The sequence below is a fragment of the Herminiimonas sp. genome, assembly GCF_030645555.1.
In the GTDB taxonomy this organism is placed as follows: Bacteria; Pseudomonadota; Gammaproteobacteria; order Burkholderiales; family Burkholderiaceae_D; genus Oxalicibacterium.
Window position 1 is genome coordinate 1 of the sequence record NZ_JAUSME010000016.1, and the last position, 12,170, is coordinate 12,170.

The 12,170-nt window shown below is 56.7% G+C and carries 10 protein-coding genes; 7 read left to right on the forward strand and 3 right to left on the reverse strand.

The window, feature by feature from the left end; translation table 11 throughout:
* On the reverse strand, nt 1–2,508 hold a 2,508-nt coding region (ppc, locus tag Q7T06_RS00500), incomplete at its 3' end, for a phosphoenolpyruvate carboxylase (RefSeq protein ID WP_304778318.1).
* Nucleotides 2,509–2,723: 215 nt separating this feature from the next.
* Here ppc and hemC point away from each other — a divergent pair.
* The 5 genes from hemC to ppa all read left to right on the forward strand — a co-directional run bounded on the left by hemC (nt 2,724) and on the right by ppa (nt 7,538).
* The gene (hemC, locus tag Q7T06_RS00505) at nt 2,724–3,677 is read left to right on the forward strand and encodes a hydroxymethylbilane synthase (RefSeq protein WP_304778321.1); all 954 of its coding nucleotides are present in this window, start codon (nt 2,724–2,726) and stop codon (nt 3,675–3,677) included.
* Nucleotides 3,670–4,476 carry a uroporphyrinogen-III synthase gene (locus Q7T06_RS00510; protein ID WP_304778324.1) on the forward strand — a complete coding sequence of 269 codons (807 nt, stop codon included), beginning with the start codon at nt 3,670–3,672 and terminating at the stop codon, nt 4,474–4,476. Before hemC ends, Q7T06_RS00510 begins: the two co-directional genes overlap by 8 nt.
* The gene (locus Q7T06_RS00515) at nt 4,473–5,636 is read left to right on the forward strand and encodes a uroporphyrinogen-III C-methyltransferase (RefSeq protein ID WP_370652324.1); all 1,164 of its coding nucleotides are present in this window, start codon (nt 4,473–4,475) and stop codon (nt 5,634–5,636) included. Before Q7T06_RS00510 ends, Q7T06_RS00515 begins: the two co-directional genes overlap by 4 nt.
* A 53-nt stretch (nt 5,637–5,689) precedes the next feature.
* The gene (locus Q7T06_RS00520; RefSeq protein WP_304778331.1) at nt 5,690–6,886 is read left to right on the forward strand and encodes a heme biosynthesis protein HemY; all 1,197 of its coding nucleotides are present in this window, start codon (nt 5,690–5,692) and stop codon (nt 6,884–6,886) included.
* 103 nt (nt 6,887–6,989) lie between these two features.
* Complete coding sequence (gene ppa, locus Q7T06_RS00525; RefSeq protein WP_304778334.1) at nt 6,990–7,538, forward strand: inorganic diphosphatase; 549 nt, start codon at nt 6,990–6,992, stop codon at nt 7,536–7,538.
* Nucleotides 7,539–7,675: 137 nt separating this feature from the next.
* Here the strand turns inward: ppa and Q7T06_RS00530 are convergent, their stop codons facing one another.
* Nucleotides 7,676–8,710 carry a serine/threonine-protein kinase gene (locus tag Q7T06_RS00530; protein WP_304778337.1) on the reverse strand — a complete coding sequence of 345 codons (1,035 nt, stop codon included), beginning with the start codon at nt 8,708–8,710 and terminating at the stop codon, nt 7,676–7,678.
* Nucleotides 8,711–8,784: 74 nt separating this feature from the next.
* On the reverse strand, nt 8,785–9,969 hold the full coding sequence (locus Q7T06_RS00535; protein WP_304778340.1) for a GNAT family N-acetyltransferase: 1,185 nt from the start codon (nt 9,967–9,969) through the stop codon (nt 8,785–8,787).
* Nucleotides 9,970–10,020: 51 nt separating this feature from the next.
* On the opposite strand from Q7T06_RS00535, the gene Q7T06_RS00540 reads away from it, so the two are divergent.
* Nucleotides 10,021–11,634 carry an NAD+ synthase gene (locus Q7T06_RS00540; RefSeq protein WP_304778343.1) on the forward strand — a complete coding sequence of 538 codons (1,614 nt, stop codon included), beginning with the start codon at nt 10,021–10,023 and terminating at the stop codon, nt 11,632–11,634.
* A 98-nt stretch (nt 11,635–11,732) separates the two neighbouring features.
* A complete protein-coding gene (locus Q7T06_RS00545; protein ID WP_304778346.1) occupies nt 11,733–12,071 on the forward strand; it encodes a P-II family nitrogen regulator in 339 nt (112 codons plus the stop codon).
* Nucleotides 12,072–12,170 lie beyond the last annotated feature (99 nt).

Genomic DNA, 12,170 nt, shown 5'->3' on the forward strand with positions numbered 1-12,170 from the left:
TTTTGACAAAACCATATCCATGTTCGATAGCAGCGTGACGAAGAATGGCCACTCCTTGCACATCGCGCGCAGTGTGGCGACGCGCCTGGCCTTGTTCTCGCCCTGTTCCAGCCATTGCACCACTGCGCTGCCGAAACCGTACCAGCCCGGCAGCAGCAAACGGCATTGACCCCATGAAAATCCCCATGGAATGGCGCGCAAATCCTCAATCCGGCGTGTCGCCTTGCGCGAGGCAGGGCGTGAACCGATATTGAGTTCGGCGATTTCCGCGATCGGGGTGGCGGAAAAGAAGTAATCGGTAAAGCCCGGTGTTTCATACACCAGATTGCGATAGGCATGGTATGCCAGCTCGGACAGCTCGCCCATCACACTTTCGAACTCGGCGAGTTTCTTTGCATGCCTGGTGTCGGACGGGGCCGGCGTCAGGCTTGCTTCCAGCGTGGCCGCAACCAGCAGCGCCAGATTGCGGCGGCCGATTTCCGGATTGGAAAACTTGGATGCAATGATTTCACCCTGCTCGGTCAGACGTATCTGCCCGTTCACGGTGCCTGGCGGTTGCGCCAGTATCGCTTCGTAGCTTGGTCCGCCGCCGCGACCGACGGTGCCGCCGCGACCATGGAACAGGCGCAGCTTGACGCCGGCATGGTTGAACACCTCGACCAGATGCGTTTCAGCCTTGTAGAGTTCCCAGTTCGAGGTCAGGAAGCCGCCATCCTTGTTCGAATCCGAATAGCCGAGCATGACTTCCTGCAGATGACCCTGCTTGGCGATCAGCTTCCTGACCAGCGGTATCGCCATCACTTTTTCCATGATGCTGGCAGCCAGGCGCAGGTCGGGAATAGTCTCGAACAGCGGGATCACCATCAACTCCAGCTCATCGACCGCAGCCTTGTCCGAGTTGGCGCGCAGCAGGCCGGTTTCGCGCTGCAGCAGCAGCACTTCGAGCAGGTCGGACACGGTTTCCGTGTGCGAGATGATGTAGTTGCGGATCGCGCGTGCGCCGTAACGTTTGCGGATTTCGCTGGCGGCACGCAGGATGGTCAGTTCGGAATTGGTTTCATCCGAATATTCGACATACGGCGAATACAGCAGGCGCGGTTTTTCCAGTTCTGCCAGCAGCAATGCGACCTTGCTGTCTTCCGGCAAATCGGCATAGTGGGATTCGACCTGTGCGCGGTTGAACAGCTCGGCCAGTACCCGTTCATGCACATCCGAGCTTTGACGCATGTCCAGCGTCGCCAGATGGAAGCCGAAGATTTCCGCTGCGCGCAGCAGGGTAGTCAGGCGCGGCTTGGTCAAGGCGATGCCGTGATGCGATTCCAGCGAATCAAACAATACCTGCAGGTCGCGCGAAAATTCGCTGGCGGCTTCGTAAGGTGCGGCCGGACCGACTTCCTTGCGCAGGATGTTGGTGGCGCCGTGTGTACGCGCAGTGGCGGCCAGGCGCGCATAGATGCCTATCAATGCGCGGCGATACTGTTCATCGGTGCGATGTTCGGAAGAGTCCGGCGACAGATCGGCCAGGATTTGCACTTCCGGGCTGACGCCGGCGAGAAAGGTTGAAATCGACAACTCTGCGCCCAGTGCATGCACTTCTTCCAGGTAGAAATCGATAATCGTCGTCGATTGGCGTGCCAGCGCGAGTTGCATGGTGCCGGCATTGACATTCGGATTGCCGTCGCGGTCGCCGCCTATCCAGCTGCCCATTTGCACGTAAGTCGCCATTTCGCTCTTGGCATTGCTGCTGGCGCGCTGCGGAAACTGTTCGGCAATTTCTGCTTCGATATCTTCATACAGCGCAGGCAGCTCGTGCAGGAAGGTAATGCGGTAGTAGGACAGCGCATTGTTGATCTCGTCTTCAACCGTCAGTTTCGAGTAGCGCAGCAGGCGTGTCTGCCACAAGGTCGTCACGCGTGAATGCAGGCGCTCGGTATTGGTTGCGCGTTCCTTGGCCGTCATCGGCGAATCGCGCTCCGCCAGCAGGCGTGCGATATCGTGTTCGGCGTCGAGTATGCTCTTGCGCTGCACTTCGGTTGGATGGGCCGTCAGTACCGGGGCAATCAAGGCATCCTTGAAGAACTTGCGCACCGTCGAGCCGGTGACGCCGGCTTCATGCAGCTTGGCCAGTGCGTACGATACGCTGCCTTCCTGCGGTTCCGAGCCGGCCAGCAAATGTGCGCGGCGGCGGCGATTGTGATGCTGATCTTCGGCGATATTGGCCAGATGCGAGAAATACGAGAAGGCGCGCACCACCAGTATGGTCTGTTCCTTCGTCAGCTTTTTCAGCAGTTTGTTCAGGTCGGTGCCGGCCTGTGCATCGGCTTCGCGGCGGAAGCGCACTGCGGTCTGGCGTATGGTTTCCACCACTTCAAATACGGCATCGCCTTCCTGGTCGCGCAATACATCGCCGAGCAGGCGTCCGAGCAGGCGTATGTCTTCCTTGAGGGGTGCATCTTTGTTGGCAGCAGTGGGGGTTGCGCGAGGCTTGGTTTTCAGTTGTTTTGCCATGGTCGGGGAATGCAATCAGCGTGTTGGTGATGATAAGGATGGAATGGTAAGGCTTTTGTGCGGAGGCGCATGCTAAAATTTCAAGAATATCCTTATCCAAAAATCTGCGATGTCACCGCGTGAGTGGTGTCATCAAAAAGTCTGCAGAACCTGCGCCTATCGCCTGCGATAGATCAAGTTCAGCAGTCTCCCGACAGAAATCGAAAGAAGCCGTGTTGAAATTTCCACCCCCGAAAAAATTAATCATTGCATCGCGCGAAAGCCGTCTGGCCATGTGGCAAGCCGAGCATGTACGCGAAAAGTTGGCCTTATTATATCCGCAGTGTTCGATAGAGATTCTTGGCATGACCACCCGCGGTGACCAAATTCTTGACCGTACCCTGTCCAAGGTGGGCGGCAAGGGCCTGTTCGTCAAGGAGCTGGAAGTCGCGATAGCCGAGCGTCGTGCCGATTTTGCCGTGCATTCGCTCAAGGATGTGCCGATGACGCTGCCTGAGGGTTTTCAGCTCGCGGCAGTGCTGGAGCGTGAAGATCCGCGCGATGCATTTGTCTCGAACGATTACGCATCGCTGGATGCATTGCCGGCTGGTGCAGTGGTCGGCACCAGCAGCCTGCGCCGTCAGGCATTGATCGCCGCGCGCCATCCGCAACTGGTGATCCGCCCCTTGCGCGGCAACCTGGATACACGGCTGGGCAAGCTCGACAAGGGTGAATATGCCGCCATCATCCTGGCTGCCGCCGGCTTGAAGCGGCTGGGTTTACCGCAACGCATACGCGCCTTCCTTGAGCCGGAGCAAAGCTTGCCGGCACCCGGACAAGGCGCGATGGCAATTGAAATTCATGCCGAACGTGACGATTTGCAGCAATGGCTGGCACCGCTCAACCATGCAGCGACGGCGCAGGCAGTGACGGCGGAACGCACCGTTTCGAGGAATTTCGGTGGCAGTTGCCAGATCCCATTGGCGGCATTTGCAACGGTAGATGGCGGCACGATGCGTTTGCGCGCGATGATCGCCACGCCCGATGGCGCACGCGTGGCGAGCGCCGACCTGACGGGGCCGGCTGATGCACCGGAAGCTCTGGGCAGCCAGATCGCCGCCGTACTGCACCAGCAGGAAGCCACTGAAATCCTGGCTTCATGTCACACGGACGCCGCCGGGGATGCCTGATACTGTCGTGCATGATGCAGTCGATGGCGTGCTCAATGAAGTGGTCATCACGCGGCCGTTGGCGCAGGCAGGCGAGCTGGCACGGCGCGTTGCCGCGCTGGGTCGCAAGGCTGTCATTTTCCCCCTGCTCGAGATCCTGCCGCTGGCCGATCAGGCGCCGTTGCAGGCAGCCTTGCGCGACCTCAGCGGCTATGCGCTGATTGCCTTTGTCAGCCCGAATGCCATCGATGCCGCCCTTGCTGCGCGTCCCGACTGGCCGCACACGATTGCGCTGGCGGTGGTCGGCGAAGGCAGCCGCAGCGCATTGGCCAGACATGGACTGACAGCAGAAAACAGCACGATCATCAGTCCGACCGATCTGGAACGCACCGACTCGGAAACCTTGCTGGCTGAACTGGACCTGCCGGCCTTGCGCGGCAAACGGGTATTGATCGTGCGCGGCGAAACCGGACGCGAGTTGCTGGGCGATGCCTTGCGTGCCGCCGGCGTGCAGGTCACGCCGCTGGCAGCCTATCGCAGAGCGGCGCCGGCATTGGACGAGGCACGTCGCAGCGAACTGAAACGCTTGTTGTGTGGTCAGAACGACTGGATAGTGACCAGTTCGGAAGCCTTGCGCATTTTGACGAAGATGGTTGCACAACTCGATGTATCGGAGGGCGTCGCAAAAATGCAACAACAAAGAATGATCGTATCGCACGTACGCATCGCTGAAACCGCGCAGTTGCTGGGTTTCAGCAATATCACCCTCACCAGATCAGGCGACGACGGATTGTTAGCCGCGTTACAATCTCACTCATGAACGACATGCCGACACCTCCAGTACCTACGCCGCCAGCGACTCCTGCTGCAGCGGCCAATCCTGTTTTCGCATCGAACGCCGATCCGCTACGCAAGGAAAATGCGGCGGCAAGAACGCGCCAGCGGCTGATTTATGCCGCCCTTGTCGTGCTGGCCTTGCTGGTTGCGGCGCAGTGGTGGGTATCGCGCCGCGAGCTTTCCGGCGTGCGCAATGAAGTCGCGCGCCGCATGCAAAGCGGTGATGCGGTCAACACCGAGACCAAGGTCATCGTCAAGTCGGCGCAGGAAACCATCACCGAATTGCAAGCCAAGGTCAATGTCCTGGAAAGCAAGCAGATAGAAGCGCAAAGCCAGCAGCTTGCGCTGGAGCAGCTGTATCAGGATTTATTCAAGAAGCGCGAAGACTGGGCACTGGCTGAAATCGAACAGGTGCTGTCTACCGCCAGCCAGCAATTGCAGCTGGCCGGCAATGTGCAAGGCGCATTGATCGCCCTGCAAAATGCCGATGCGCGCTTGTCGCGTTCCGATACGCCGCAATTCGTCAATGTGCGACGCGCGATAGGACATGACATCGCCCGCCTGAAGGCATTGCCCAGCCTGGATCTGACCGGTGTCGCCCTGCGTCTGGATAGTGTGATCGGACAGATCGATACGATGCCGCTGTTGTCGGATGAAAAACCGGCATTACCGGCAAGTGAGCCGAAAAACATGCGGCGTGAGCCAGTCAAGGCCAGCGCCGGCAAAACGCCCGCTGTGGTGGATGCACCAGCGACAAATGAATGGCTGGCGGTAGCCAACGCCAAATGGCAAAGCTGGTCCAATGAAATGTGGGGTGAAATCCGGCAACTCATACGTGTGCGCAGTGTCGCCACATCGGATGCCTTGCTGCTGTCGCCGACGCAGGCGTATTACGCCCGCGAGAATCTGAAGCTGCGCCTGCTCAATGCAAGGCTGGCGCTGCTGTCGCGCAATGAAGCGGCGTTCCGCAGCGACATGATCGCCTCGCAAGACAGCATAGCTAAATATTTTGATACCCGCGCCAGGCAAACGCAGACTGCGCAGGCGATGTTGAAGCAGGTGCAGGCGAGCAATCTGGCCATCGAAATGCCTACCCTTTCAGAGAGTCTGAACGCAGTGCGCAACTACAAAGCGAAGCCTTAAGTTCAGCTTTGAGCTCAACTCTTAACAAACAATGATTGCCTAACGTTTTCACTATGCGCATATTTCTCTGGGTCATCGCTCTGTTTGCCACTGCCATCGGATTGGCTGTCGTGGCGCGTTTCAATCCCGGTAACGTTGTATTTTTCTATCCGCCATACCGGGTTGATCTGTCGCTCAACTTTTTCATCCTGCTTTCCATCCTGCTGTTCTTCATCATCTATGCGGTGCTGAAGACGATACGCGTGGCGCAAAGAATGCCGGGACGTGTCGCCGCCTATCGCCGTGAAAAGCAGGAACGCAAAGGCAATCAAGCCTTGCGCGATGCATTGAAGGCTTATTTTGAAGGCCGTTTCGGCCACGCTGAAAAAGCCGCGATGCGGGCGACGGAGTCGCCAGACAATGCAGGCCTGGCCGCGCTGATCGGCGCGCGTGCCGCGCATCGGATGCAGCAAACCGAACGTCGCGATACCTGGCTGGCCACGGTGGAAGAAAACCAGGCGCTGAAAACCGCGCGCCTGATGACGGCAATCGAACTGCTGGTCGACGAGCGCCAGCCGGAGCTGGCACTCAATGTCGTCAAGGAATTGAATGCCAGCGGCACGCGTCATATACATGCATTGCGCATGGCGCTGAAGGCCAATGAACGTGCACATAACTGGCCGGAAGTATTGCGCCTGGTGCGCACGCTGGACAAGAACAATGCCTTGCATCCCGCCTTGTCCAAGCGCTTGCGTGAGTTGGCTTATCAGGATTTGTTGAAAGCGCCATCGAACGATGCAGAATCGGTACGCAATGTATGGTGGAGCATACCGGCAGAAGACAGGATCAAGGCATTTATTGCCGCGCATGCGGCAGAAGCATTTACGCAGCACGGCTTGCAGGATGATGCGCGCGCGATAGTCGAAAAAGCACTGGCCGCCGAATGGGATGATCGTTTGCTGCGCGCCTATCGCGCCGCTGCCGCGGACGAAGGTACGCCTGCATTGCTGGCGCAAATCGAGCGTTGCGAAGAGTGGAGCAAGAAATATCCTACCGATGCGGAACTCGCATTGACGCTCGGCACCCTGTGCCTGCGGCAAAATCTGTGGGGCAAGGCGCAGCGCCAACTGGAGCAAGCCTTGTCGCATGCCAGCGGTCCGCGCATGCTGCAGGAAGTGCATCTGAAGCTGGCGCAATTGCATGAAGCCTTGCATCACACAGAAGAAGCCGCATCGCATTATCGGCAATGCGCGTTTGCGACGACCTTTTAGTCGCTGCGCGGCTCCAGGAAGGTGCTTCCATCCAGCAAACGCAATAATGAAAGCCGTTATAATCTACGGTTTGCACCATTCTTCCCACTTTTGAGAAAACACCATGAGTCTGAATAAAGTCCCTGCCGGCAAAGATTTGCCAAACGATTTCAATGTCATCATCGAAATCCCGATGAATGCCGATCCGGTCAAATACGAAGTTGACAAGGCATCCGGCGCGATTTTTGTCGATCGTTTCATGAGTACGGCGATGCATTACCCATGCAACTATGGCTATATTCCGCAGACTTTGTCCGACGATGGCGATCCAGTCGATGTGCTGGTGATTACCCCATTCCCGCTGCACCCTGGCGTAGTCGTGCGTTGCCGCACGATAGGTGTATTGAAAATGACTGATGAAGCAGGTGGCGATGCCAAGCTGCTGGCTGTGCCGGTCGACAAAATTCTGTCCATCTACAGCCACTGGCAAAAGCCGGAAGATTTGAATGACTTGCGCCTGCAGCAGATACAGCATTTCTTCGAGCATTACAAAGATCTCGAAAAAGGCAAATGGGTCAAGGTTGACGGCTGGTTCGGTCCGGATGAAGCCAAGGCGGAAATCATGTCCAGTGTGGAAGCGTATAAAAAACACGCCGAAAAATCGCTGGCCTGAGGCACCTTGTCAGTGAAGTAAAAAGCGCACCCGCGGGTGCGCTTTTTTATTGCGGCCTGTCTATGCTCGGTTTCTGTCGAGCGCGCCAGGCGTATTGATGAAAGCCCAGGCCGGCTCACGCCGGCAAGCCGTAAGCCTTAGCGCAACAATGTCGTATAGGCGACGATCAAGCCGGCGACCAATACGCCGCATACCGGCCAGAACAGGCGCGAGGTATGGAAGTGCGGTGCATTGGCTGGCTGTTCGTCAGCGGCCGCTTTGGCCGGGCGTTCATGTTCGCGCCTGGTACGTGTCAGGTGGCGCTTGATGTCGAGCGCCATTTCCTCTGCCGTCTGGTAACGCTTGTCGGCTTTTTTACTCATCGCTTTCACGACAATTTTTGACAGTGCCAGCGGTACGCCAGGCTCTACCGTGTGCGGTTCAGGCGCAGCCTTGAATGCAATCTGATGCAGCAATTTGTCCGTATCTTCCGCCTGAAAAGGTTTGCGAAAGGTCAGCATTTCATACATCACGGCACCGAGCGAATAAATGTCGGTACGCGCATCGGCCGTTTGCCCGATCGCCTGTTCCGGCGCCATGTAATTGGGGGTTCCCAGAATATTGTCATGGAACAGGGTAAGCGGCGCGTCGTTTGACTGCGGCTGGTCCGAGATCCTGTTGGGTGTGCGCGCAATACCGAAGTCGACGATTTTGGGTTGATGGTCATCCAGCAGGAAAATATTGGCTGGCTTGATATCCCTGTGCACGACGCCATGCTTGTGCGCGTGATCCAGCGCATCGGCAATTTTCCATGCTATCGATGCCACATCGTCCGGCTTGAAGCGATGACCGGCATCGAGCAATTTGCTCAATTCGCGGCCTTGCAGATATTCCATTGCGATATAGGTCGAGTCCCCTTCGCTGGACGCTTCATAGATAGTGACGATATTCGCATGGGCGAGACGGCCGGCGGCGCGCGCTTCATTGATGAAGTGCTGCTCATGCTGTTTTCTTTCCACCATGGACAGGCGGCTGCGGAAGGTTTTGATCGCCACATCACGATCGATGATCGGATCGTGTGCCAGGTAAACCACGCCTATGGAACCGCGGCCGAGCTCATGTTTGATGGAAAAACGCCCGATACGGGTCAGTTTGGTCTGCGGAGGAGGAGGGAGAGTAGCTATAAATGTCATCGTGCTGCTAGCATGCCTTGATGTTAAGTTTTTAACAAGCTCTTGAAATGAAAAATCTGTCTGTTGCACATTTTTTACAACTTGAATGGATTGCGTTCATGCAACTCGTCCATATACGATTCTATGCCACCGGCTTCACGCTGCAAAAAATCCTCGATTGCGTTGGAAAATGCCGGATGTGCCAGTTTATGCGCTGACCATGTTTTTTGCGGCAGGAAGCCGCGCGCCATCTTGTGTTCGCCTTGTGCACCACCTTCAAAACACGCCATTTTATTGGCTATGCAGAATTCCAGCGGCTGGTAATAGGCCGTTTCAAAATGCAGGCTATCGATGTGTTTCAGCGCGCCCCAGTAGCGGCCGTAGACTGTATGTTCATCATGGATCAGCAGTGATGATGCAATCGGCTGGCCATTTTGTTCGGCCACGATCAGCAATATATTCTGCGGCATCGTTGCACCTATGCGCAGGAAAAAATCCAGGTTCAGGTAAGGCGTGGAATGATGTGCGGCATAGGTATGTTCATAGCAACGCAGGAAAAAAGTCCAGTCGGCGTCGCTCGCCTGATGCCCTGATACATGGCGAAAACTGACGCCGGCTTCCTGCACCTTGCGCCGTTCTGCACGTATATTCTTGCGCTTCTTGCGTTCCAGCGTATCGAGAAATTCATCAAACGTGCTGTAGCCGGCATTGAGCCAGTGAAATTGCACGCCGGTACGCAACAGGAAGCCGGCGGCGCGCAGCATTTCAGCCTGTTCCTGCGGCGGATACAAGACATGTGTGGAAGAAAAGGTATTGCTTTCCTGTACCGCACTCAGTGCGCTGATCAATGCTGCCATCGCTGCTGCATCGCGCGCCAGCAAGCGGCTGCCGGTGACAGGCGTGAAGGGGATGGCCGACAGCAGTTTGGGATAATATTCCAGCCCATGGTTTTGGTAGGCTTCGGCCCAGGCCCAGTCGAACACATATTCGCCGTAGGAGTGACTCTTTACATACAACGGCAGTGCTGCGACCAGGCCAGCGTCATCCTGCCCGTCTTCCTGGCGCCAGAGTGTCAGGAATTGCGCTTGCCAGCCCGATTGTGCCGACGCGCATCCGCTTGCATGCAGCGCATCGAGAAAGGCGAACGATAAAAATGGATTGGCTCCCGGCTGCAGTTGAACCAATGCATCCCATGCAGGCTGGCCGATTTCTGACAGGGAAGACACGATACGCGTGCGATAATTAAGCGACGCATTTTTGCTTGATTTGTTTTTATCCATGCATTCCGGAGCTTCACGCTCTCTCATTACTCCGTATTGATTACTCATATCATGACAGTCAAAGTCGCCATTGTGCAAATCAACAGTACCGTCGGTGATCTGGCCGGCAACCGCGCGAAGATCGCTGAATTTTCCCGGCGTGCCGCCGCACAAGGCGCAGACATAGTCTTGACGCCGGAATTGTCACTGGTCGGCTATCCGCCCGAAGACTTGCTGCTGCGTCAGTCATTCTACGCAAAAACGGCGCAGACCTTGGATGCGCTTGCCGCCGATCTGGCCGCGTTGAAAGATGTGCACGTGATCGTCGGCCATCCGGTTGAAAAGGAAGGCCTGCGCTTCAACGCCGCTTCGATTTTGCTGAATGGATGCATCAGCGCGACGTATTACAAACACGATTTGCCGAACGCGACAGTTTTTGATGAAAAGCGGTATTTTCTGTCGGCCGATCTGCCGCTGGTTTTCGATGTAAAAGGCACGAAATTCGGCATCAATATTTGTGAAGACACATGGTTTTCGCATGCCCCTGCGTGTGCAGCGGAAGCGGGCGCGCAAGTGCTGCTGGTACCTAACGGTTCGCCGTTTCACATGAACAAGCAGCATCTGCGCGTCGATGTGATGCACACGAATGTCACCGTGCATGGCATGAGCCTGGTGTACGCCAATCTGGTCGGCGGCCAGGATGAACTGATTTTCGATGGCAATTCGTTTGTGCTCGATCAGCAAGGCGCCATGCGTGCGCAATTGCAGCATTGCGCCGAAGACCTGCAAATCATTGAATTCGATGGCGGCCAGCCGGTCAGCGGCACGATAGTCGAAGAGCTGGCCGTCGAGGCGCAAGTGTACAAGGCGCTGGTGCTGGGTGTGCGCGACTATATCGGCAAGAATGGCTTCCCGGGCGTGCTGATAGGCATGTCGGGCGGCGTCGATTCGGCATTGACGCTGGCTGTCGCGGTAGATGCGCTCGGCGCAGACAAGGTGCGCGCCATCATGATGCCATCGCCCTACACGGCGGAAATCTCGTGGGTGGATTCTCGCGACATGGTCCAGCGCGTCGGCGTGCGTTATGACGAGATCGGCATCAACGACTGCTTCGAGGCCTTCAACCGTACGCTGGCAAAGGAATTCCAGGGCTTGCCGCTGGATGCGACGGAAGAAAATATCCAGGCGCGCATACGCGGCACCATCCTGATGGCGCTGTCGAACAAGCATGGTTCCATCGTGCTGACGACCGGTAACAAGAGCGAAATGGCGGTCGGTTATTGCACCCTGTACGGCGATATGGCGGGCGGCTTTGCAGTGCTCAAGGATATCGCGAAGACGCTGGTGTATCGCCTGTGCGCTTATCGGAACACGGTGTCCGACGTGATCCCCGAGCGGATATTGACGCGTGCACCATCGGCGGAGTTGCGTCCTGATCAAACCGATCAGGATACATTGCCGCCGTATGAAATACTCGATGCGATCATGCAGATGTACATGGAAGAAAATCAAAGTGGCGCCGAGATCATCGCCGCCGGCTATCGCGCCGAAGACGTGGCCCGCATCACGCACCTGATCAAGATCAATGAATACAAGCGGCGCCAGTCGCCGGTCGGCATACGCGTCACGCACCGGGCATTCGGTCGTGACTGGCGTTATCCGATTACATCCAAATTTCGCGAATGATGGCACAATGAATAAAATCTGTCGGTCGATATCGACCACGGCGTAGACTACACATATCAGCATGCAATCAACAGCGTGCAACCAATCAAGGAGTTTCGATGAAACAAGTTACCGCAATTATCAAGCCGTTCAAACTCGACGAAGTGCGCGAAGCGCTGGCAGAAGTGGGCGTCACCGGTTTGACCGTGACCGAAGTCAAGGGCTTCGGTCGTCAAAAAGGCCATACCGAACTCTATCGCGGTGCGGAATACGTGGTTGATTTTCTGCCCAAGGTCAAAGTCGAAGCAGTCGTCGACGACGCAGTGGTAGAGCGGGCGGTCGAGGCGATCATCAAGGCTGCACGTACCGGCAAGATAGGCGATGGCAAGATATTCGTGCAGGCAGTCGAGCAGGTGGTGCGCATCCGTACCGGCGAAACGGGTATAGACGCAGTATAAAAAATATAGTCGGCGCGATGGAGTGGCGCAGCCTTAAACACCAGCGCATGTGCGGGGCAGGGATGCGGCTCAGCTTGCCTTGAGCAGCACTATCAGCGC

Excerpts from the sequence above, each read along its gene's own strand:
- Q7T06_RS00510 (WP_304778324.1), top strand. The coding sequence starts at position 3,670 with ATGCCTGATACTGTCGTGCATGATGCAGTCGATGGCGTGCTCAATGAA.
- Q7T06_RS00515 (WP_370652324.1), top strand. The coding sequence starts at position 4,473 with ATGAACGACATGCCGACACCTCCAGTACCTACGCCGCCAGCGACTCCT.
- Q7T06_RS00520 (WP_304778331.1), top strand. The coding sequence starts at position 5,690 with ATGCGCATATTTCTCTGGGTCATCGCTCTGTTTGCCACTGCCATCGGA.
- ppa (WP_304778334.1), top strand. The coding sequence starts at position 6,990 with ATGAGTCTGAATAAAGTCCCTGCCGGCAAAGATTTGCCAAACGATTTC.
- Q7T06_RS00530 (WP_304778337.1), bottom strand. The coding sequence starts at position 8,710 with ATGACATTTATAGCTACTCTCCCTCCTCCTCCGCAGACCAAACTGACC.
- Q7T06_RS00535 (WP_304778340.1), bottom strand. The coding sequence starts at position 9,969 with ATGGATAAAAACAAATCAAGCAAAAATGCGTCGCTTAATTATCGCACG.
- Q7T06_RS00540 (WP_304778343.1), top strand. The coding sequence starts at position 10,021 with ATGACAGTCAAAGTCGCCATTGTGCAAATCAACAGTACCGTCGGTGAT.
- Q7T06_RS00545 (WP_304778346.1), top strand. The coding sequence starts at position 11,733 with ATGAAACAAGTTACCGCAATTATCAAGCCGTTCAAACTCGACGAAGTG.